Consider the following 21,551-nt stretch of genomic DNA (forward strand, 5'->3'; position numbering starts at 1 on the left):
TACATCAATTTTTAAAGGAGCCTTTTATCATGAGTAGACAGCGAACTTTGTTAAGCATTCTGCAATCCGTTGCGTTCTCAACGACCATTTCAGAAATTGCCGACCGCCTCTATCTGAGCCAGCCGTACGTGAGTCGCATTTTAAAGGATGAGGAGTCGAAGTTTGGCGTTACCCTGATCAACCGCCGCGATAAGCCGATTGAACTCACCAAATTTGGTAACTCCGTTCTCTGCAACCTCAAAAAAATTGCTAGTGCCGAGGATAGCCTCAACGCTAGCATTGCTAATCTTAAGGCGCAAGAATCGCGGCCCATTCGCATCAGTAACGGGAATCCCTTTCTTACCGCTGACCTTACTCAGGCTATCGTGGCTTACGTAGACCAACACCCGGATGCCAACGTTGAGCTCAACCGCCCTTTGGTCCGCAACGTCGAGAATGATCTGGCTGAAGGCGCCGTCGACATCGTGATTGCTCAGCGCTGGAATGCCGCCGATATTCAGATCACCGACCTGCCTTCACCCGTCTACTACCTGCCCATCATGAACACCTGCGTGCCGTTCGACCCGAACGTTTTATTTCAGCCATTTGAAAAGGACACGTTGACGCGAATGACCGACTACCGCTATGTTGGTCTTTCCGGCCATTCGGAGTTTCAGGCGTTCGTGGACAATCTATTCAAACGCGTTGGCATTCATCCCCAGCACAAGCTATTTTTACCGACACCTACCAGTGCTCTCCAGGTCGTCGCGCAAATGGGCGATGCCACGACCATCACTACCCGGCGTATCGCCCAGCTCGCCTTAACCGCCGGCCAGTATAATCTGATTCCCCTGCCAACAAATTTCATTCGCACGGATACTTCAATCATGTGCTTGACGAATGCGACACCTGAGATTCAAAAACTCACGGCCTTCTTGCATAAGACTTTAGTCAAAACGATTCACTGATCTGCTAACGACTCGGCCGCAACAAAGATACCAGTTTCATCACTCCTGCCAATACGGCTAGTAACGGTCCAAACAGGATCAGCAAAAACGTCGCCCATAGGTGTTCGGCAAATATGAGGACCGGGTTGAGAATCTCATCCGTACTCTGCGTGGTTCCGGTCGTATACTCCCACGGATTGGCAGCCACCCCATTCGGTGTCCACCGACGATTCACATGACTATTGCCTATATCCTGACGGTGCATGGTCAACGCCCGGTGCTTGTAGGTCTCAAACCGCTCGCCATTTTTGCTATAGAGGCTTTGATACTTGTTCCGCAGCGCCGGATAGCAGACCAGCCAGCTTAGAAATATCCAAGTGGTGAAATAAGTAACTGGAATCGTCCAGCCGGCCTTGGTGCGTTTCAGGTCCCAGGTCAACAAAACCAGCATGATTGCTACGCCTTTGAGGAGTGTTAGTAGATAGTGCCAAACTTTTTGCCGCTTTGTCATGGGGGCGCTTCCCTTCTCTGCTTGATTAACTGCTTATCATGTAATTATATCATCGTTTTATCATTATATCATCGTATTTTAATCATTTGTAAACCAGTCTAAAAAAGACCTAACCGTTGTGTTTTCCGGTTAGGCCTTTTGTTAGATTGTATCTGACTGATTAACTATGATAATAATGGTAGCTTTCAAGATGCTTCGATTGCTGTTTCGTTCGGTAAGAGAAGATAGCAAATGAATCATCTTTGCCATACGTCTTTAGCGCTTTGATTTTCTTTCCATGGTAGGTCTTATTTACAACTTTGTAATGATAGCTATTTCCATAGAAATCACTTAACTTAGGATTCTTTTTTTCGGGCCAGAAACTATAGCGGAGATCATTATTAGACGCCTTATAAGCGTAAATCCAAGAATCTTTTCCCGTCTTTGCCTTTATCGTATGTAGATAAAGTGTTATGTTTCCATCAGTATCTTTCCACTTTTTAGCAGAAATGATGAGCCTAGAATTGTATTCCTTGGTATACCAAGTTCCGCGGTAGGCCTTGGGAAAGCTCTTTATCGCCGTATATTTAGCTGCCGCAGCCGGTTCAGTAGGCACCGTCACCGCAATCCCACCAACAGTTGCTACTACTAGTGCCGACAGAATCATATCTTTGATTTTCATTTCATCATTAACCCCTAACTCTAATTTAAATTCTATCCGGGAGATTACTTTCCCCCGGTCATCATTATACAAAGTCAGGGCGACATAATTTGTCATTAGAACCATCAACTAGCAAAAAAATTCTAATTATTTTCTACAACAACTCCATTACTCTCAAAATCCCTCGCAACCCCAAAATGACCTACCAGCATCTTCATATCTGGTAAGCCCAACATCAGTTGATACTTTTTTACCCCTCAAAGTGGTAAGTTAACTCTTCTGCCGTATACGGTCGATCCGTACGCGCTGGTTCCAAGAATCTATCCCCAACCTTAATATCGCAGGCACGGGCCGCGACAATCGCAAACTCACGGAAAAATTGGAAACTTGACGAAATGATGCCGTTATCCGAAACGACTGGCTGGCGAACCAGATTCTGTTTGGGAATGAACGGATTTTTCTCATACGTTTCCTCAAAGAGACCACCCGTAAACTTCGTATCGGCTAAAAGGCCTGCCTTCGCTAGTAGGATTGGCGAACTCGACATGGATGCAATGATTGGTCGTTTGCCTGTGGTCTTCAACCGCGCCAGGAAGGCCACGTTACGTTCATCGCTTAATGGCACGTGATAATCGTCAATCCCCGGGAGAATCAACAACTCATAGTCCAGCGGATCAACCTGTGAAAAATCCTTCTGGGCCAAGACTACCATGCCGTCTTCCCCCGTATATGCCTTGTGTTCCGCGGCAACCGTCGTCATTTCCCAATCGTCCTGAAAAGCCAAGATTTCAGTTAGTGCGGCTATTTCAAAGTTACAAAAACCGGGATACAGCATGACTAAAAAGCGTCTCATTACCGGCACCTCTTTTCTTAGATTATTTTCATAATATCATCAAGTCCTAATCCAAACAACTACCAAGATTTGGATAATCTAGTTTCATTTTCTAACGATTGTATGTTCTGGCGAAGATAAACAAATTCATTTGACTACCAACAACAGATATTTTAGAGCCAATAAAAAAAGCCGACCACTGAAGTGATCGACTTTTTTGACTATTACTAGTTACGACGGCGTTCTGGGATCCGCGCTGCCTTACCGTTAAGTTCACGGAGGTAGTAGAGCTTAGCACGACGTACACGACCTTGACGAATAACGTCAATCTTAGCAACACGTGGGGAGTGTAATGGGAAGATCCGTTCCACACCGACACCGTTACTGATCTTACGTACCGTGTAAGTTGCTTGGATGCCAGCACCCTTACGCTTGATTACGACACCTTCGAACAATTGGATACGTTCGCGGGTACCTTCGACGATCCGGGCGTGAACCCGAACAGTGTCTCCGGCACGGAAGTCTGGAACATCGTCCCGTAATTGTTCTTGGTTGATCTTAGCAATTAAATTGTTTTGGCGCATAATATATTCTATCCTTTCGCCAACATTCATTCTCAGATTCGACAGCGGAATATTGTTTTTATGGCTAAACAGCCAAAAGTAAGTGTATCATATCTCGAAATACCTGTAAAGGTTATTTTCTTGACTCCCGTTCAGCAGCCTGTCGTTCTTCCTCTTCGATGCGAACATCGGCCAAGAGGTGTTTCTGCTGCTGGGTCAACTTTTTGTGGTTGATCAGATCAGGCCGGCGTTGATACGTCCGCCGCAAGGCTTCTTTTTCGCGCCATTCATCGATTTTACCATGATTGCCGCTAATCAAAACGTCTGGGACCTTCATCCCCCGGAACTCAGATGGCCGCGTGTATTGCGGGTATTCCAATAGGCCAGATGAGAATGAGTCCCCCGGTGCCGACTCCGAATTGCCGAGGACTCCCGGTAACAGCCGCACCGTCGCATCGATCATGACCATTGAGGCCAATTCGCCGCCCGTCAGGACAAAGTCGCCCAAGGACACCTCATCAGTCACCAACGTCCGAATTCGCTCGTCATAGCCCTCGTAATGGCCACACAGGAAGGTTAAATGTTCCTCGTGAGCGAACTCTTCGGCCACGTGCTGGTCAAAGGTCACACCGGCGGGATCGAGTAAGATGACCCGGCCCTTAGGTAAGCCTTCAGCCGCCGCCTGTTCCTCGGTCGCCTTTAACGCGTCAAAGATGGGCTGGGGCTGTAAGAGCATCCCGGCGCCACCACCAAAGGGATAGTCGTCGACGTTACCGTGCTTATTAGTTGAATAATCCCGAAAGTTCGTCACGGGCATGGTCAAATGACCATTTTCAATCGCCTTACCCACGATGGAATCGTGCATCGGACCGGAAAACATATCGGGAAATAAACTTAACACATCGATACGCATTACTCGAGTCCCTCCATTAATTCTACCGTGACTTGGCCGGCGTCTAGGTCGACCTTTTTTACCACGTCATCGATCTTTGGCAACAGCAAGTCGTCCTTGCCTGGCCAGTCAACGACCCAAACATCATTGGCACCGGGAGACAAGATCTCTTTGATCTCACCCAGTTCTTCGCCGTCTTCCGTGACGACCTTCAAGCCAACGATTTGGTGATAGTAATACTCGCCGGGTTGTAAGTCGCCGGTCTCTAACTCGTTGTCGGTCACCTTTAACGTGCTCTGCTTGTAAAGCTCCACGTCATTGATCGACGGCTTGCCCTCAAAACCTAACAGATAAAAGTTCTTATGTTTCCGCATTGTAGCGACGGTCAACGTCACCGGCTTCGTCTGGTCCTTCGCAAAAGCGTAGAGCGTTGACCCCACCGCAAAACGACTCTCTGGAAAGTCCGTGGTCGCGATGACCCGAACCTCACCCTTGATACCGTGCGTGTTCACGATAGTTCCTACCGTATAATATGCCATGTCACATGCCTCCTCGTTTAATCATTTTATTTATAGTTTAATTATAGATTGAAATTGGGTAATATAGTCGTGGTTCTCGCCTTACCGGCCGCCAGATATAGGCTGGCGCGGTGTGGACGACGCGCCTGAGCCCATATCTGACGACCCCACGGCTTACGTTTGCTTTCTATGGCAACAACTACTGAATACAAAAAATAGTGTCAGTTGAGGCACAAAAAACGAATTCTGACGTTCATTCATGGTCAAAGACTATCGGAACCGGAGGCAGTCAGGGATGGAGCCAGCCGTGTCGACACTGTTAGGCGGGAGTTCCCGACTTACAGCGTGGGACGACCTCAAAGACACCACATATTCTTCGTGGCTTTGAGTCGAACCGGAAGTCCTTTTTCCGCGCTGGAGGTGTTCCCCCTGGCAGGCGGAATTCCTGACCACCGCAGTGCGGATCACCATCTATATTTTTATTTTTAGGAACAAAAAAACTCGAGGAAACGTTGCCGCCTCACTCGAGAGTCTTTGTTGGGCGGTCATCGATGATGAGACGCACCCGCTTATTGCCTTGAACGCGAACGCTGTAGACAATCGTTCGGATTGCCTGCGCCACGCGGCCTTGTTTGCCGATGACCCGGCCGACATCGTCCGGGTGAACGGCTAACCGATATTCGTAAAAGCGTTCCGTTTCGACTGGTGTTACCACTAGGGATTCGGGATGTTCGACGAGTGGGCTAACAATTGCTAGAATTAATGCCTTAAAATCGGTCATGGCTAATCACTACTTTTTAGTGTATTTAGCTTCATGGTATTGCTTCATGATACCAGCGTTGGAGAGTAAAGTCTTAACCGTATCTGAAGGTTGAGCACCGTTGTTCAACCAGTTCATGATAGATTCTTCCTTCAACGTGATTGAAGCTGGTTGGGTAACTGGATTGTACGTTCCAACTTGTTCGATGAAACGACCATCACGAGGACTCCGTGAGTCGGCAACCACAATCCGGTAGAATGGGCGCTTCTTAGAACCCATCCGCTTTAAACGAATCTTAACTGACATGTAGACACCTCCTGTATTTCTTTCAACGTGTAATAATATACCAGTTTCTGGATATGATGTAAAGGGTTTTTTCTTTACACCCTCAAATTAATCAAAATCTTTGCGTAACCAGGCCAAATCATCGGCCGTTAACGACTCCCGATTCGCCACGATCCATCGTTGGACCGTAGCGTAATCGGTAAAATCTGGTCCCTGTTGAACGCCGGCCGCCTGCAGATCGCGGGCAAATTTTAAATCGGCAATCGTCATTGGGGCCTGAAATAATGGGTTTTCTTCGGCCCGGGCTGCCCACTCACCATTTAAAATGGCGCGGGCATTGCGGTACGCCGCTGTTTGCTGCAATAAATCACGTAATTCACTTGCCATTAAATCGCTCATGACTACCTCCTTAGTGCCTGCCATTGCGGGTCGGTCGTCAAACTAACCACGGTGCCGGGCGCGTGTTTGACCGAAAATTGGTCGATTGGACTGGTTAAGAGCCACAAGACCGTTACCGGCAGTGTTGGCCGAACTTGTTCTTCCCCATAACCATCCGTCAAGATAACCACTAGTTGATTGGCGCTCCCGGCAAGTAATCGCGGTAAACTATCGAATACGGCCTGAAACCGGGTTCCGCCCCCACCGATCCGCTGGAGTGTCTGTGGTCGCCGCTCCAGGAGAAAGCTCCGTGCCGGGTCAACGACCGTATCAAATGGATAAACGGTCACCTGCGCCGGATAAACGGCCAATAACGTTGCCATTTGCCCTAGGAGGTAGCTGATTTCTTGGTTGCCCATCGAACCCGACTCATCGACAAAGACGGCAATCTTGCGCCAGGTCTGCACGATTTCTCCCGGAAGGTCCATTCGGGCAGGTTGGCGACGATTGAACCGGCCGTATGCTGGCTGCCGTCCCGCCGGCACCTGACCCAGACCGCGTTTGAGCAAGACGCGCCAATCCAATGGCCGCTCAGCCACTAGTGGCGTGAGGGCCGCCTGAATGCTACCAGGTAAGGTACCCCGCTGCTTGGCGGAAATTGCCTGGTTGGCCGTCGTAAAAAGCTGGGAACGCCATTGTTCGCGTGTGTCGGCTGCTTCATCGTTGGCGCCCTGCCAGCCGCTGTGACCATCGTGTTGCGCCGTTTCCGGTAATATCTCGGGCCCCCCTGCCGCTAACTGCCGGTCAGTGGTCCTTTTTTGCGTTTGCCAGTGGCGAAGTTGTTTCAAGTAGACCGCCGAATCCTGTTGCGGTCGAACTGGTTCTTCTAATAGCTGGCCTAATTTTTGACTAGTGATCGCATCAGTCGGCAGATCGGTCAGATAGTCGTTGACCGCCGCGTCGGTGGCCCATCGTACCAGCCCCGCCTGTGACGGCGTCTGCACGGCCGTTGCGTAACGTTGCGGGTGACGCCAAAGCAAATGCAACACCGTGTGGCGCAACATCGCCAACCACTGCGCACCGGTCCAGGTCGTCTGTTGTAAGGCACTCGGACTCAGCTGCAGTTGCCACTCCTGGGCCGTTGGTTGCAGACTCATTGGCGGCCTCGCCGTATCCCGAAACGTAACGGCCAGTTGACTCAGCACGTGCCCGTAAAATGGATCTTGCTGTAGCAAATACAGCACGGCATCGCGATACGCGGTCTGTGCTGCCTGCTCACGGTCGACCCCTGTGGCCTGACGTAAGCGTTGTAAGTCTTGCGTTAAGCTCACCATGGCCTACACCTCGATTTCACTGCTCCGCAACCCAATCGTCGTCAGCAAGCGGTAAAGCTGCCGAACGCCGGGTTGCTGGTCCTTGACCGCCGCTAAATTTTCCAAGAGCTGGTCCTGTCCAGCCATCTTCTGGGCGATTGCAAACTGTCCGTCCGGCGCACAACTCGTGAGCAACTCGCTGAAGCGCCGGGCGTGACCACCAACCGTTAACGGCCACGTCTGTCCTGCGTCTAGGCAGTTTACGAGGATCCGTTGTTGCTGAGCGGGTGCCAACTGTTGAAAGACCGACACGGCATCTGCGGCGTTGAACGCCTGGTCCACCGTCAGTCCAGGCCGCTGAGCCATTAAAAACCCAGCAAAGGCCGTCCCAACCGTCATCCCCAAATTGCCTTGCATGATGGCCGTGACGACCGCCGTTTGGCTAAACAGGTGTTGGGTGTCGAGTTCCCGAATGGCGCGTGAGACCCGCTCCCAGGCCCGCGGTGTGGACTGGAGGTCGTCGTCCGTAGCGTTGGCCGTACCGACCACGTGAAGGTCGGCGGGATTGTCCGTCAGGTATTTCGTCACCAACGGGTCAATCCGGGGGCCATCGTTAACTGGCGTTGTGGCCCATTTCAGCCAGGTCGCCGGGTCGGCCCGCAAAATCAATCGCGTCGTTCGGTCGGCAATGGCCGCATCCCCCGGCGTCACGCCGTAATGGCTCTGCTCAAAACCAGCCATGGTGGCGTCCGGGTTCTCCGCTAAAATTAAATGAACCTGCTCGGGTAACGTCAGTGTATTGATCTGCCGCTGTAAAACCAGGTTCATCAGTTCACTCTGAACGGCCTGCGTCCCCCGATTAAACTCATCTAAGAACCAGATGATTTCTTGTTCGGGATGGGCCTCGGCGTAACGAATCATGGCAACCAGGGTGTGTGAGTACCCAAACTGGACGTCGGCCAAGGACCCATAACGTTCAGTTTGAATAAAGGAGTCGCTGGTCAGTGGGGGCACTGGAATCACCAGGTCACCCTTTTCCACCAGGCTCACCACGGTCGTAAAGAGCTTCGCGTGCCGCTGTTGCGCCAAATCCGCCACCAAGGCCGACTTGCCGATGCCGGCTTCGCCCACGATGGTTGGCACGGCGCCACTCGCCAGGACCACCTGTGTCGCCTGTAAACACGCCTGATACGTTAATGCCACGCCTGTCACGTCCCTTCCGAAATTTATCTAGAATTATTTTAACATACATTAGGTTGGCCAAGCCCCAGGATGGTGGGAAATATCCGCCTGCGGCTGTCAGGGATTCCACCTGCTGTGGGGACGCTCCGGACTGTGGGGCGGTCCTCCGACTCGGCTGGCTACATCCCTGACCTCCTCCGGCTCTGATTGTGCTCTCTTTTAGCAAACGTTAAATACATGGTGTGCTATTAATTTCAGTCTAAACCCGTAAATAGTCTATACTTGTCACTTCACATTACCGTAAACCACTAGGTATAGCCACTATAAAAGCCCACCCAGCAACCGTCAAAAACTGACAGTCACAAAGTGGACCCCTAATCATTTGTTCAGCGTATATTAACTAACCAAACGATTATCTATTTAATATTACTTCATCAGCCGTCGCTGGAAGAACTTCACGATTTCTACGATCACGATCATCATGAATGAAGCGGCTAACACGATTCCCCACTGGAAGGCGTCCAGGTGGGCAACGTGGAACATGCTGTTCAAGCCGGGCACCAGAATCGTCATCGCCAATAAGACAAAGGCAATCAGGATCGCCCAGTTGAAGAACTTGTTCTTAAACAAGCCGACCGTAAAGATCGAGCCGTGAATTGACTTGGAGTTGAAGGCGTGGAACAACTGAATCAACCCTAAGGTGGCAAACGCCATGGTCAAGGCATCGGCGTGAACTAAGCTGGCCGATGCGTGAACCGGGTACGTCAGCGCCAACCAGTACACGAGCAGGGTAATTCCCCCCTCTAGCAGGCCCTGGTAGATAATCCCACCGAAGACCCCACCGGAAAAGAAGTTCGACTTACGCCCACGTGGCGGCTGCTTCATGATATTGCGTTCCATCGGTTCGACCCCTAAGGCAATCGCTGGCAACGTATCCGTCACCAGGTTGATCCACAGGATGTGCACCGGTGCTAAAATCTGCCAGCCTAACATGGTCATCATGAACAGGGTCAGGACTTCCCCTAAGTTAGCGGACAGCAGGTATTGAATGGCCTTTTGAATGTTGGCGAAAACCTTCCGTCCCTCTTCAACGGCCACCACAATGGTCGAGAAGTTGTCGTCGGCTAGGACCATATCACTGGCCCCTTTGGAAACTTCGGTCCCGGTGATGCCCATGCCGATACCAATATCGGCGGCCTTTAAGGCGGGGGCATCGTTGACCCCATCTCCAGTCATGGCAACGACCTTACCGCGCTTCTGCCAAGCATTCACGATTCGCACCTTATGTTCCGGGGCGACCCGCGCGTAGACCGAGTAGTTCCCGACCTGCTTGGCAAATGTGGCGTCGTCCATCTCATCCAGCTCGGCACCGGTAATCACCGCGGCCGTCTCGCCCTTTTCGATGATTCCTAGCCGTGCGGCGATTGCAGCGGCCGTGTCCCGGTGGTCACCGGTGATCATCATCGGTCGAATCCCGGCAGACTTGGCGTCGGCCACGGCCTGTTCAACTTCTGGCCGCTCGGGGTCGATCATCCCGACCATACCGGCCAGAATCAGATCATTTTCAACGTTTTCACTGGTCATGTCAGTCGGCACTTGGTCGACGATGCGGTAAGCAAACGCCAAGACCCGTAAGGCCTGCGTGGCCAATTCGTGGTTCGTCGTCAAAATGGCTTGGCGGTCGCTGTCGGTCAATGGTGCGACGGCATCGTTCTTAGCCAATCGCGTCACCCGTTTGAGCAATTCGTCCGGCGCCCCCTTAACGGCAATCAAGAAACGACCGTCAGCCAATGGATGGACCGTGGACATTAATTTCCGTTCGGAATCAAAGGGAATCTCGGCCACTCGGGGCATGTCCTTTAAAACTTGGTCGACTGGGTAATTGCGGTCCAACTGATACTGGACCAACGCCGTTTCCGTGGGGTCACCGGCCAAACCATCGGTCGTGATTTTCGTATCGTTGCTCAAAATCATAACCTGTGCCAATCGGTTGTCGCGGTCAAAATTAACGGTATGTGAATCGGCTAATTCCAGATTTTCGTAAACCTTTTCGACCGTCATCCTGTTTTGCGTCAGTGTCCCGGTCTTATCCGAGGCGATGATGTCGGTACTCCCCAACGTTTCCACGGCGGGCAGCTTCCGTACAATGGCGTGGCGCTTGGCCATCCGCTGGGTTCCCAACGCCAAGGTAATCGTGACGATGGCGGGCAGCCCCTCTGGAATCGCGGCAACGGCTAATGAGATGGCCGTCAGCAGCATGTCGATCAGGCTCTCGGCCTGGCGCCACATCCCCATGGCAAAGACGATGGCGGCAATCACCAAAATCAAGATGGTCAGTGACTTCCCAAGCTGGGTCAGGTTTTCCTGAAGTGGTGTCGTCGTCTCATCGGCATCCTCAATCATGCCGGCGATGCGCCCCACTTCCGTCTGCATTCCCGTCGCCACAACGACCCCGGTCGCGCGGCCGTACGTGACGTTACTGTTCATAAACGCCATGTTGTGCCGGTCGCCGATGGCTAAATCATTTTCGGTCAAAACGGCGTCTGCTTTTTCCACCGGCACGGATTCCCCGGTCAGGGCTGACTCCTCAACCTTCAGGGAAGCCACGTCGAGCAAACGGAGGTCGGCGGGAATGATGTCACCGGCCTCCAGGAGAACGATGTCCCCAACGACCAACTCGTCACTCTTCACGCTCATGACCTGGCCGTCACGCCGAATCGTGGCGTTAGGCGCCGACATTTCCTTTAAGGCGTTGATGGCTTCTTCGGCCTTGGCCTCCTGGAAGACCCCGAAGATGGCGTTTAGGACGACCACCAGTAAGATGATGACCGCGTCGACCACCTCACCGGTCAACCCGGCAATCAGGGCCGCCACCAGCAAGACAATGATCATAAAATCCTTAAACTGTGCTAAAAATTTCTGTAGGAGCGACGTCGTCTTCTGCTGATTCAATGCGTTATGTCCGTTTTCCTCGAGCCGTTGCTGGGCAACTTGTGAGCTTAACCCTTGGTCACTGGTCTGTAAATTCTGATACAGCTGTTCGACCGTTTCTTGATAAAATGGTACTTTGGCCATTTGCCATTCCTCCTGAGGTGTACTCGTAAGCTCATCTTCCTTTAACCGGGGCTAAAAGAAAATGAGACCTACGCATGCACACAAAAAATTTTGTGGACACACATAAGTCTCACTATTTAAGGCAATACCGGATTGGCTTCTTGCTGACGATATTACCGCAGATTAATCTGCTAGTTACTCCCTTATGGTTGGTTCTTTAATTCGTAGTATACCGGAGATTCCCGCTTGCGTCTACCCAAAAGGCACAAAAATATTCATAGTGTTATCAAACATCGTTCAAAGAAGAATTGTGTAGACTGCCCGCCTGCGGCTGCCAGGGATTCCGCCTGCTGTGGGGACGCTTCAGCCTGGAAAATCACCAGGCTTCTCGCTCGCTTTTAAGCTACGCAGATCACGTGTCTTAAAAGTCGCCCATCTTGGTAGCTGTGAGCTACCAAGATTTCCACGGCTGGCTGCATCCCTGGCCTCCTCCGGCTCTAACTGTATTTTTCCAATATCACAGGTTAAACCTTAAAATACCAAATCAGTTTCAAGTACGAACACCACTCATAGTCTCCTGCAAATGCCATTAAGAATGCCAATCATTACGTCTTAACACTATTCAATCCTCATCATCAGTAACCATAATGCTCTGTGGTTCACCCATAATTCGATCAAATGTTTCTTTCTGTTGCGGCGTCATATCAGCTATGGACTTAATGTCTCTGGTGGTCATTGCCCACCACAAGGTTGTCGTAATCTCACAATTACCACAAGTTCGCGGTGAAATCATACCAAAGCTATACATCTTAGGCGGGTAGTCCCAACCAGCCTTAAAGGCCTCCTCAGGATCATCGTAGAAAGCAACTTTACCACAATTTTCGCAGATATATTTTAACCTCATTTGGGCTTGTCCTTTCGGGGATCTCACAGGCTAAAGTTAATAGTTAACTTAATTAGACTTAATCTCGCTTAAGTAACGATTGTGAATAGGTTTCTTCAGGAATATTGCTTAGGAAATTCTCAAGTTCGCTCATCCCACAAGAAGACTCGTAAGGCCGCTTTTTAGGTGCATGCTCTACAAACGCTTGTAGGCTACGAACGTACTTCTCCGATGGAGTCCGATTTGTTATTTTTTGCAATTCCTCACGCCCCAAGTTAATCACATTCTCGCTTGCTGTATCCTTCCATCCTTGGGCTTCAGCAACATCCTTCATCCACTCAAAGTTCAGCCAGCGTGCTTGCGGACTTCGTAATAAATCTACAACATCATTAATTTGACGATTACCCTTGCTCATACTCTCTTATGCCTCCAATTTTTAAATGCACCTAATTTCCAAGACTAACAACACTACTATGTGCGAAATCTATCTCCCACATAGTTTCCCTTTAGCTATTGTCATCCTTGTCTCCAGCATTCCCCAAAACGTCTTACAGAGACGCCCCCCTTATTCACGTCATAGGGGAATTATACCGAACTCGCCACTCACTTCCTAAAAGAACGTCTTACAAATATATTTATGCATCAATAGTCTTATATGCCAACCATATTCAATTAGCTAACTGCCCACTCGCTTCAACATCCCCAGCCATTTTTCTATTAATATCCGGTCAAAACAAAAACAGATTCAGAAACGGCATCAACTCTGCCATTTCCAAACCTGTTCTCTAAAAGCCTACTTCCGCTTCTTACGCTTCAGCCGCTTCTTCTTATTTTTCTTCATTTGCCGCGACATCCGGTTCATGGCCATCTTTTGCATCCGGCCACCGATGCCACCGCCCATGCCCGTGTTGCCCATGAGTTGTTCCATCCCGGACATGTTACCCTTCGAGACTTGGTTCATCATTTTCTTCATTTGGTTGAACTGCTTGATCATGCGGTTCACTTCATGAATTGGTCGCCCTGAACCCGTTGCGATTCGCCGCCGACGGGAAGGGTTCAACAGGTCTGGATTCGTCCGTTCTTGCGGCGTCATGGAGTACACGACGGCCTTTAAATGACCCATGTCCTTTGGGTCGACCTGAACGTTCTTCATGGCTGGGTTGTTTGCCATCCCAGGGATCATCTTCATCAACTCATCCATTGGCCCCATCTTTTGAATCTGTTCGATCTGGTCTAAGAAGTCATTGAAGTCAAAGGAGTTTTCCTGAATCTTTTCGGTTAACTCCTGGGCTTGCTTTTCGTCGTATTCCTTCTGGGTCTTTTCGATCAGGGACAACATGTCCCCCATCCCCAAGATCCGTGATGCCATCCGGTCGGGGTGGAAGACGTCCAAATCGGTCATCTTTTCGCCTTGACCGATGAACTTGATTGGCTTACCAGTCACTGCTCGAATCGAGAGTGCGGCCCCACCACGGGTATCCCCATCTAACTTGGTCAAAACGACACCGGTCACGTCGAGCTTGCCGTTGAATCCTTCGGCAGTCGCTACAGCGTTTTGCCCAGTCATCGCATCAACCGTTAAGAGGATTTCATCTGGATGGGCCAAATCCTTAATGTTCGCCAATTCATCCATCAGCTGTTCGTCGATTTGCAGACGACCGGCCGTATCGATGATGATGTAATCATTATGGTTTTCTGCAGCTTGCGCTAACCCTTGACGAACGATCTCCACGGGGTCCACGTCAGTTCCCAATTGAAAGACGGGAACGTCAATGCCGGCGGCCACTTGAACCAATTGTTCAATGGCGGCTGGCCGGTAAACGTCGGCCGCAATCATTAATGGGCGGGCGTTTTCTTCGTTCTTTAATTTCAGAGCTAACTTCCCGGCAGTGGTCGTTTTCCCGGCCCCTTGAAGCCCAACCATCATGATGATTGTTGGAATCTTGTCGGATTTGTTCAGGGGAACCGCTTCATCCCCCATGGTCTTGGTCAGCTCTTCATCAACGATCTTAACGATCTGTTGCGCGGGATTCAGTCCTTCTAAGACATCGGCCCCCATTGCCCGGTCACGGACCTGCTTCACAAAGTCCTTGACCACGGTAAAGTTAACGTCGGCTTCTAGTAATGCCAGCCGAATCTCCCGCATGGTTTCGCGCAGGTCACTTTCGGAGACTTTCCCTTTGCCCCGCAGTTTGCGCATTGCGTTTTGTAATCGTTCGGTTAATCCTTCAAACGCCATTCGTTTTGCCACCTAACTTTCATTGTTCTTCTAGATTTTCAAGACCCGCAACCAACCGGTTCAGCTTGGCGTCCTTGGGATAATTATCCGCCACGTACGCTTGAATCTCGTCGGCCTGTTGATTGCGCGCGGTAAATTCTTGGTAGAGATGTAATTTTGCTTCATAGTCTTCGAGAATTTTCTCGGTCCGCCGTAAATTATCGTAGACCGCCTGACGACTAACATTATACTCCTCGGCAATTTCACCCAAAGAATAGTCATCACCATAATATAATTGCATATAGTTATTCTGCTTCGCGGTCAGTAGTGGCTGGTAGAACGCAAATAAGGAATTAATGCGGTAGTTTTTTTCAATCTCCATGCTTGGTCCTCCAGTTCGTGTCACACTCTACTAGAGTACCGATTTTTAGCGGTTTCGTCAATTTTTTTCGCCGATTTTGGGTAAAGTGGGTAGTGGGACAGCTTAATCGCATTTAGCGTGAGGCAATCGTGATTAAATCGTAAATTCATCGCTAACCACTAATTCAATAATATCTTCTGCATTGACAGCTAACAATTAGAAACATTCTCACTAACATTTCATAAACGGATGGAATTTCATGCCCTTTACCATTATACTTATTAACCATTAGAACAATTAGTTTTCTACCTACCAGGAGGATGTTACCATGTCAGTCATTATCACGCGTGAAAACAACGCCAGTATCAAAGCCGACATCGTTCAAGAAGTTCTCGTCGATCTTCCCGATTGGTTCGGATTGCCCGATTCCACAACAGAATACGTTGATGCTGCCCGTGACCTACCGCTGTGGGTCGCGCGTGACGAGAAAACTATCGTCGGCTTCATCGACCTCGCCACGACCAGCACCACCACCGCCGAAATTCAGTGTATGGGCATCAAGCGTGCCTACCACCATCAAGGTATCGGCCGCCGACTCATGGCTGAACTCATTACTAATGCCCGCCAAACCGCGACCTATCTGCAAGTCAAGACGGTCGCTCCCGGCCACTATACCACCTACGACCAAACAAACGCCTTCTGCCGTGCCATGGGCTTCGACCCATTAGAAGTCTTTCCGACACTCTGGGATGTTTGGAATCCTTGTTTGATTCTGATTCAAAAACTCTAAGTCACACCAAATTAGCGTTGCAAAACCCCAGTCGGATTTTACAACGTTAATTTTTATTGATCACTCGTTTTTACTGTAAGCCCTGAATATAAGTCTTAGTTTTATCTGTTTTTTAATTATACGTTTTTTTCCGCGACGCCTAAATTATATGCCGAGGCCTATCTTCGCTTGCCAAAAATCAGTCGCCAAGCTAAGTACAGGACTCCCCCAACCAGCGCCAACATGAGTCCAAAAACTAGCAAGTAGAAGATCGAATCAAAAAAATTTAAACCGCTGCTTAAGATGGTTACCATATCCAGTTCACCTCTACTTTCCGCAAAACAAAAAGCGGCACAAGCGCCATTCCCTAGGAACAGTGCCTATGCCGCCAAATAAGTTACTTTTTATCCAATGCCTTAACGTCGATCAAGCCCTTAAACAGGCCGTAAACGAATTCGTTCGGGTCAAATGGTCGCAGGTCTGAGATCTGTTCCCCAAGGCCGATGAACTTCACAGGGACGTGGAGTTCGTTGCGAATTGCCAAGACGATCCCCCCACGGGCCGTCCCGTCTAGCTTGGTTAAGACGATTCCGGTCACGTCCGTTGATTCCTTGAACAACTTCGCCTGTGTCAGCGCGTTTTGTCCGGTCGTGGCGTCCAACACCAATAGAACTTCGTGCGGGGCCGTTGGAATCTCACGGGTAATGATTCGCTTCATCTTTTCCAGCTCATTCATCAGGTTGACCTTATTTTGTAGCCGACCAGCGGTATCGACGAACAGGATGTCGTAATCCTCATCCTTCGCCTTTTTCACGGCGTCAAATACCACGGCCGCGGGGTCCGATTGCGGTTTCCCCGTGACAATGTCAACGTCCGCGCGCTTAGCCCAGACATCGAGTTGTTCGGTCGCCCCGGCCCGGAAGGTATCGGCCGCCGCCAACAGGACTTTTTTGCCTGCTTGATGGAACCGGTTAGCCATTTTCCCAATGGTCGTCGTCTTACCGACCCCGTTGACCCCGACAAACAGGATCACCGTGGGACCTTCAGACGCCATGTTCAAGGCCGTGCTCTCATCGTTACCAGCCGCGTCATAGATTTCGACCAGCTTCTCAACGACCACGTTCTGAACATCTTGGGACTTCTTGGCGTTTTGCAGCTTCACTTCATCACGCAACTCATCGCTGAGCTTCACGGCCATGTCGAAGCCAACGTCGGCACCAATCAAAGTTTCTTCGAGGTCATCGAAGAAGCTCTCATCGACGTGCCGGAAATTGGCCAGTAAAGCGTTCAGTCGTTGTCCAAATGTCGTCCGCGTCTTCTCTAACCCTTTGTCGTAAAGTTGTTCGTCACTGACGGGCTTTTCGGCGGGTTCAGTTGGTGCGGCCTCTGCTGGTGCAGGTTCCGTCTCGCTAGTCGTCGCAACTGGTTGTTCAGTTGGCGTTTCAGTTGCCGGCTCTGCTTCCTCACTGCTTTCAACCCCGGAGTCACTCGCTGGCGTTTCAACCGCCGCAGTTGACTCCGAAATGGGTGCTGTCTCAGACACCATCTCTGGTTCCGATTCGGACACTGTTTCAGCAACGGATTCTGACGCAACAGTCTGTTCTGGGGTAACGTCTTCTTCCGCTTCACTAGCCGGCACTTCAGTTGCTTCACTGACTACTTCTGCAGCTTCACTGGCGGGTTGCTCATCGGCAACTATTTGTGACGATTCGCTGGTAACCGCCTCGCTAGTTTCAGACTCACTAGCGACAACGGCCGCTTCACTCGTTTCGGCTTCGCTAGTCGCACTGGCTTCGCTCGCCACACTCTCGCTCGTGGCGGCCGTACTTTCTACTGGTTGCGCTTCTGATTCCGGTTTTGGTGCTTCACTCGCCGGCTTGGCGCGCCGACGGAAAATATCAAATAATCCCATTAGGATTGCTTCCTTTCCGTAGTGGTCTCGTGGTCAAGGTCAACCGCCACCATCTTCGACACCCCAGACTCCTGCATAGTCACGCCGTACAAAATGTCGGCCTGGACCATGGTTTCCTTCCGGTGGGTGATGACGATAAATTGCGTTTGGTCTTGGAATTGATGAATGTAGCGGGCGAATCGGGTCACGTTGGCCGGATCTAACGCCGCTTCCACTTCATCGAGGATACAGAATGGCACGGGTTGCACCTGTAAAATTGCAAATAATAGCGTAATCGCTGTCAGTGCCCGTTCACCACCGGAAAAGAGCCCCATGTTCTGGAACTTCTTGCCAGGTGGCTGGGCCATAATGTCAATTCCTGTCGTTAAGAGGTCATCGGGATCAGTCAAAACCAGTTCGGCCGTCCCGCCGCCAAACATCTGGCGGAACGTGGCGGTAAATTTCGCCGCAATTTGGTCAAAACTGGTCTTGAACCGGCGCTTGACCTGACCATCCAATTCGGTCATGGTCGTCGTCAACTGGTCCTTGGCCGTCAAGAGGTCATCGCGTTGTTGGGTCAAGAAATCATAGCGTTCGCGCACTTCTTTGTATTCATCGATAGCGTTCACGTTGACCGGACCAATTTCGTCCAGCCCCCGCTTTAATAATTTCAATTGGACCGCGAGTTCATCAGCTGGTAAATCACTGACGTCCTGCTCAGCGGCGGCTAAACTCAAATGATACTTTTCGGACAATTGATTCTGTTGTTGGTCGATCAAGGCTGATAGCCGCGTTTGCTTAACCTGGGCCTCTTGCAGATCGTCGTTAGCCAACTGCAAGAGCCCACTGGTCCGTTGGTTCGCCGTCTCGGCCGCCGCCAGCTCATCGTTGGCCGTGGTCAACAGGTCATTTTCAGTGGCCACTTGTTGCTCGACATCTTGGCGGGTCGCTTTGGCGTCTTTCAACTGCTGTTGCGCCTGTTCTGGCGTCAGGGACTCCTGGTTCGCCAATTGTTGCAGCTCGGCGGTCACCGCGGTCACCTGTTGCTGGTCGGCTTGAATCTGCTTTTCCAGTTGGTGCACCGTGGCGACCTGCTGTTGCCGGCGTTCCTTGGCTCCCGCCAGCCAGGTTTGTTTGGCGGTCAAAGCCGTCTGGTTCTGCGCTTGTTCGGCGGTCACCGTGGTGATCTTGGCCTGTAAATCCTTGACCTGTTGCTCGGTCGTCGCCACGTCCTGCTCGCCAGCGGTGATTTGAGCCGCAATCGATTCACCTTGCTGGTCGTCCGTGGCAACCTGGGCCTGCTTGATCTCTAGTTCGGCGGCCTTCACTTGCCGGTTGGCTTGTTCGGCTGTCGTTTGGGCATTGGCCAATTGGTCCTCTAACTGCCGACACTGTGGCTGCAAGCGATTGATGGTCGCCTGCAGGTCCTGGCTACGCGCCTCACTGTCCTGTAACCCGGCTCGTTGCTGCTTGATCTTCGTTTCCTGTGCCGTGAGTTTGGCCTTCATGGCCGCGATGGACGTTTGGAGTTGTTGCAGGTCCTGCTGTTGTCGCAAGACACTACTATGGCTTTGCCGCGACTGCCCTCCGGAAATGGCCCCACTGGCACTGACCACATCACCCGTCAGACTGACCACGCGATACCGGTGGTGAATCCGCTGACTGATGTCGACGGCTGTGTCCAGGTTAGCCGCAAAAATGGTGGTCCCCAGCAGATAATCTAGGATTGGCTGTGCCTGTTCCGTAATTTGGACCAGGTCGCTCCCCACACCCAGGAACCCAGAGAGTCCGCGCACTTGTTGCCGGGTGCTCCGATCAACTTGACGACCGCGAATCGTACTCAACGGTAAGAAGGTCGCTCGACCAGCCTTGTGTTCACGTAGATAGCTGACCGCGGCCTTCGCCGTTGTCTCGTCATCGACCACGACCTGTTGGAGTTGACCACCTAAGGCGTACTCCACCGCAGTCGTGTAGCGTTCCGGGACCTGAAGCAGTTCGGAAACCGCCCCCAGTAGTCCCCGGAAATGATCGCGTTGTTTCAAAATCGCCCGGACACCCTGGTAGAAGCCACCGTATTCGGCCGAGGCAGACTGCAGGCTCGCTGCTTGCGTTTGTGCCCGTTGATAGACCTCGAGGGCCGCCTGCCAGTTGTGTTGGGCCTGTTGGTAGGCCTTTTGTAACTGCTGATACTGACCAGCCTCGGTGTCGAGGCTCTGTTCGGCTTGATTCAGCTGGTCTTTGACCGTGGTGGTCTGGTCCGTTAGCGTGGTGACCGTTACTTGGGCCGCTTGGGCCTTGGCCTGCAAGTCAGCTAACTGTTGGGCCACCCGTTGGCCTTGTTGCTGTAAACGTTCCTGATTTTGTTGCAAATACTGGCGCTGATTCCGCAGCGTGGCGACCTGTTGTTTCTGGTCAAAATACGTCGTGCGTAAATCTTCCAGTTGTTGGCGCAGCGCCGTGACGGTCTTGGGATCCGTCGCCACCGTTAAGGTCTTGACCTCGCCCTGGGCCGTCTTCATCGCTGCCGCCAACTCGCTGGCCTGTTGTTTGGCCGTCGTTAACGCGGTTTGGTTAGCCGCAATCCGCTCATTTAGTTCGGCCAGTTGATCCTTGGCCTGGCGTTGTTGCTCGTCCAAATGGCGTTGTTGTTCGCCGGACAGGTTGACCTGCCCCTGCGCCTGTTCAACGCGTTGGGTCGCCGTCACCAATTTGGCTTGTAAAGCGTCCTTAGCGGCTAAATGATTGGCCTGCTCCTGCTTCAACCGCTGAACCGTTGCCAACTGGTCTTTTTCGGCAGCCTGATGCGTCGTGACCTGGTCGCGTTTGGCGTGCACGAGGTCATCGGCGGTCTGCTTTTCGGCCAATTCTGCCCGTAGTTGGCGCACCAGTTGGGTCCGGTCCAACAGGGCAAATTTTTCCTCCTGATCCAGGTAATCCTGGGCCAGACTGCTCTGCTTTTCCAAGGGCTCAATGCGGCCCTCGAGTTCGGCAATGATGTCTTCAACGCGATTCAAATAAGCCATCGTGTCGTCCATTTCCCGTTGCGCTTTTTCCTTGTGCTTACGGTACTTGTAGACGCCGGCGACCTCTTCGATGATATTGCGCCGGTCCTCAGGCTTGCTGTTGAAGATGGACTCCACTCGACCTTGAGAAATGATGGAAAAGGAGTCCTGACCCATCCCGGAATCCATTAAGAGTTCCGTGATGTCCTTTAACCGACAGTCCTGCCCGTTGAGCTGATAACTGCTTTCACCGCTCCGATACAGGGCGCGACTGATGGTCAGTTCGGTATAGTCACTCTTTAAATAGTGGTCACTGTTGTCCAGCGTGATGGCGACTGCCGCTCTATTCAGCGGATGTCGATCATCCGAACCCGCAAAGATCACATCGGGCATTTTACTGCCCCGCAAACTTTTGGCAGATTGTTCCCCCAGAACCCAACGGACGGCCTCAGAAATGTTACTCTTCCCGCTACCGTTAGGGCCGACGATGCCGGTCATTCCCGGCAAAAAGTCAATTCGGGTCTTATCCGCAAAGGATTTGAACCCGCTAATTTCTAATGTCTTTAACCGCAT

At 51.3% G+C, this 21,551-nt stretch carries 20 protein-coding genes; 2 read left to right on the top strand and 18 right to left on the bottom strand.

The window, feature by feature from the left end:
- Window positions 1-29 precede the first annotated feature (29 nt).
- Window positions 30-947, top strand: a complete 918-nt coding sequence (locus tag JUF10_RS05705; RefSeq protein WP_203641282.1) for a LysR substrate-binding domain-containing protein — start codon at window positions 30-32, stop codon at window positions 945-947.
- A 4-nt stretch (window positions 948-951) separates the two neighbouring features.
- On the opposite strand, the gene JUF10_RS05710 is transcribed toward JUF10_RS05705, so the two are convergent.
- From JUF10_RS05710 to JUF10_RS05785, 16 genes are all read right to left on the bottom strand, one after another.
- Complete coding sequence (locus JUF10_RS05710; protein WP_203641283.1) at window positions 952-1,437, bottom strand: hypothetical protein; 486 nt, start codon at window positions 1,435-1,437, stop codon at window positions 952-954.
- 160 nt (window positions 1,438-1,597) lie between these two features.
- Window positions 1,598-2,098, bottom strand: a complete 501-nt coding sequence (locus JUF10_RS05715) for a hypothetical protein (protein WP_203641284.1) — start codon at window positions 2,096-2,098, stop codon at window positions 1,598-1,600.
- A 229-nt stretch (window positions 2,099-2,327) separates the two neighbouring features.
- Window positions 2,328-2,930 carry a DJ-1/PfpI family protein gene (locus JUF10_RS05720; RefSeq protein ID WP_203641285.1) on the bottom strand — a complete coding sequence of 201 codons (603 nt, stop codon included), beginning with the start codon at window positions 2,928-2,930 and terminating at the stop codon, window positions 2,328-2,330.
- 206 nt (window positions 2,931-3,136) lie between these two features.
- Complete coding sequence (gene rplS, locus JUF10_RS05725) at window positions 3,137-3,493, bottom strand: 50S ribosomal protein L19 (protein ID WP_048736156.1); 357 nt, start codon at window positions 3,491-3,493, stop codon at window positions 3,137-3,139.
- Between the two features lie 112 nt (window positions 3,494-3,605).
- Window positions 3,606-4,385 (bottom strand): tRNA (guanosine(37)-N1)-methyltransferase TrmD, encoded by a 780-nt coding sequence (gene trmD, locus JUF10_RS05730; protein ID WP_203641286.1) that lies wholly within the window; start codon window positions 4,383-4,385, stop codon window positions 3,606-3,608.
- Entirely contained in the window at window positions 4,385-4,903 is a 519-nt protein-coding gene (rimM, locus tag JUF10_RS05735; RefSeq protein WP_203641287.1) for a ribosome maturation factor RimM, read from the bottom strand. The genes trmD and rimM overlap by 1 nt, the downstream gene beginning before the upstream one ends.
- A 499-nt stretch (window positions 4,904-5,402) precedes the next feature.
- Window positions 5,403-5,663, bottom strand: a complete 261-nt coding sequence (locus JUF10_RS05740) for a KH domain-containing protein (RefSeq protein ID WP_125686938.1) — start codon at window positions 5,661-5,663, stop codon at window positions 5,403-5,405.
- Between the two features lie 9 nt (window positions 5,664-5,672).
- On the bottom strand, window positions 5,673-5,948 hold the full coding sequence (gene rpsP, locus JUF10_RS05745; RefSeq protein ID WP_020088982.1) for a 30S ribosomal protein S16: 276 nt from the start codon (window positions 5,946-5,948) through the stop codon (window positions 5,673-5,675).
- A gap of 87 nt (window positions 5,949-6,035) precedes the next feature.
- On the bottom strand, window positions 6,036-6,326 hold the full coding sequence (locus JUF10_RS05750; RefSeq protein ID WP_203641288.1) for a hypothetical protein: 291 nt from the start codon (window positions 6,324-6,326) through the stop codon (window positions 6,036-6,038).
- A gap of 2 nt (window positions 6,327-6,328) precedes the next feature.
- On the bottom strand, window positions 6,329-7,639 hold the full coding sequence (locus tag JUF10_RS05755; protein ID WP_203641289.1) for a vWA domain-containing protein: 1,311 nt from the start codon (window positions 7,637-7,639) through the stop codon (window positions 6,329-6,331).
- A 3-nt stretch (window positions 7,640-7,642) separates the two neighbouring features.
- Window positions 7,643-8,821 (bottom strand): ATP-binding protein, encoded by a 1,179-nt coding sequence (locus tag JUF10_RS05760; RefSeq protein WP_203641290.1) that lies wholly within the window; start codon window positions 8,819-8,821, stop codon window positions 7,643-7,645.
- A 405-nt stretch (window positions 8,822-9,226) separates the two neighbouring features.
- A complete protein-coding gene (locus JUF10_RS05765) occupies window positions 9,227-11,875 on the bottom strand; it encodes a cation-translocating P-type ATPase (protein ID WP_203641291.1) in 2,649 nt (882 codons plus the stop codon).
- A 601-nt stretch (window positions 11,876-12,476) separates the two neighbouring features.
- Complete coding sequence (locus tag JUF10_RS05770; protein WP_203641292.1) at window positions 12,477-12,758, bottom strand: hypothetical protein; 282 nt, start codon at window positions 12,756-12,758, stop codon at window positions 12,477-12,479.
- 58 nt (window positions 12,759-12,816) lie between these two features.
- Window positions 12,817-13,152 (bottom strand): hypothetical protein, encoded by a 336-nt coding sequence (locus tag JUF10_RS05775; protein WP_203641293.1) that lies wholly within the window; start codon window positions 13,150-13,152, stop codon window positions 12,817-12,819.
- A gap of 378 nt (window positions 13,153-13,530) precedes the next feature.
- Window positions 13,531-14,976, bottom strand: coding sequence for a signal recognition particle protein (gene ffh, locus JUF10_RS05780; protein WP_203641294.1), 1,446 nt, complete (start codon window positions 14,974-14,976; stop codon window positions 13,531-13,533).
- 19 nt (window positions 14,977-14,995) lie between these two features.
- A complete protein-coding gene (locus JUF10_RS05785; RefSeq protein WP_048736165.1) occupies window positions 14,996-15,337 on the bottom strand; it encodes a putative DNA-binding protein in 342 nt (113 codons plus the stop codon).
- 307 nt (window positions 15,338-15,644) lie between these two features.
- On the opposite strand from JUF10_RS05785, the gene JUF10_RS05790 reads away from it, so the two are divergent.
- A complete protein-coding gene (locus tag JUF10_RS05790) occupies window positions 15,645-16,106 on the top strand; it encodes a GNAT family N-acetyltransferase (RefSeq protein WP_203641295.1) in 462 nt (153 codons plus the stop codon).
- 376 nt (window positions 16,107-16,482) lie between these two features.
- On the opposite strand, the gene ftsY is transcribed toward JUF10_RS05790, so the two are convergent.
- Both ftsY and smc read right to left on the bottom strand, forming a co-directional pair.
- On the bottom strand, window positions 16,483-17,997 hold the full coding sequence (gene ftsY, locus JUF10_RS05795; RefSeq protein ID WP_203641296.1) for a signal recognition particle-docking protein FtsY: 1,515 nt from the start codon (window positions 17,995-17,997) through the stop codon (window positions 16,483-16,485).
- Complete coding sequence (smc, locus tag JUF10_RS05800; protein WP_203641297.1) at window positions 17,997-21,551, bottom strand: chromosome segregation protein SMC; 3,555 nt, start codon at window positions 21,549-21,551, stop codon at window positions 17,997-17,999. The genes ftsY and smc overlap by 1 nt, the downstream gene beginning before the upstream one ends.

The organism is Levilactobacillus andaensis (assembly GCF_016861695.1).
GTDB classification, from domain to species: Bacteria; Bacillota; Bacilli; order Lactobacillales; family Lactobacillaceae; genus Levilactobacillus; species Levilactobacillus andaensis.

Excerpts from the sequence above, each read along its gene's own strand:
- JUF10_RS05770 (WP_203641292.1), bottom strand. The coding sequence starts at position 12,758 with ATGAGGTTAAAATATATCTGCGAAAATTGTGGTAAAGTTGCTTTCTAC.
- JUF10_RS05740 (WP_125686938.1), bottom strand. The coding sequence starts at position 5,663 with ATGACCGATTTTAAGGCATTAATTCTAGCAATTGTTAGCCCACTCGTC.
- rplS (WP_048736156.1), bottom strand. The coding sequence starts at position 3,493 with ATGCGCCAAAACAATTTAATTGCTAAGATCAACCAAGAACAATTACGG.
- rpsP (WP_020088982.1), bottom strand. The coding sequence starts at position 5,948 with ATGTCAGTTAAGATTCGTTTAAAGCGGATGGGTTCTAAGAAGCGCCCA.
- JUF10_RS05790 (WP_203641295.1), top strand. The coding sequence starts at position 15,645 with ATGTCAGTCATTATCACGCGTGAAAACAACGCCAGTATCAAAGCCGAC.
- ffh (WP_203641294.1), bottom strand. The coding sequence starts at position 14,976 with ATGGCGTTTGAAGGATTAACCGAACGATTACAAAACGCAATGCGCAAA.
- ftsY (WP_203641296.1), bottom strand. The coding sequence starts at position 17,997 with ATGGGATTATTTGATATTTTCCGTCGGCGCGCCAAGCCGGCGAGTGAA.
- JUF10_RS05785 (WP_048736165.1), bottom strand. The coding sequence starts at position 15,337 with ATGGAGATTGAAAAAAACTACCGCATTAATTCCTTATTTGCGTTCTAC.
- trmD (WP_203641286.1), bottom strand. The coding sequence starts at position 4,385 with ATGCGTATCGATGTGTTAAGTTTATTTCCCGATATGTTTTCCGGTCCG.
- rimM (WP_203641287.1), bottom strand. The coding sequence starts at position 4,903 with ATGGCATATTATACGGTAGGAACTATCGTGAACACGCACGGTATCAAG.
- JUF10_RS05720 (WP_203641285.1), bottom strand. The coding sequence starts at position 2,930 with ATGAGACGCTTTTTAGTCATGCTGTATCCCGGTTTTTGTAACTTTGAA.
- JUF10_RS05705 (WP_203641282.1), top strand. The coding sequence starts at position 30 with ATGAGTAGACAGCGAACTTTGTTAAGCATTCTGCAATCCGTTGCGTTC.
- JUF10_RS05715 (WP_203641284.1), bottom strand. The coding sequence starts at position 2,098 with ATGAAAATCAAAGATATGATTCTGTCGGCACTAGTAGTAGCAACTGTT.
- JUF10_RS05710 (WP_203641283.1), bottom strand. The coding sequence starts at position 1,437 with ATGACAAAGCGGCAAAAAGTTTGGCACTATCTACTAACACTCCTCAAA.
- JUF10_RS05750 (WP_203641288.1), bottom strand. The coding sequence starts at position 6,326 with ATGAGCGATTTAATGGCAAGTGAATTACGTGATTTATTGCAGCAAACA.
- smc (WP_203641297.1), bottom strand. The coding sequence starts at position 21,551 with ATGCGGTTAAAGACATTAGAAATTAGCGGGTTCAAATCCTTTGCGGAT.
- JUF10_RS05765 (WP_203641291.1), bottom strand. The coding sequence starts at position 11,875 with ATGGCCAAAGTACCATTTTATCAAGAAACGGTCGAACAGCTGTATCAG.
- JUF10_RS05755 (WP_203641289.1), bottom strand. The coding sequence starts at position 7,639 with ATGGTGAGCTTAACGCAAGACTTACAACGCTTACGTCAGGCCACAGGG.
- JUF10_RS05775 (WP_203641293.1), bottom strand. The coding sequence starts at position 13,152 with ATGAGCAAGGGTAATCGTCAAATTAATGATGTTGTAGATTTATTACGA.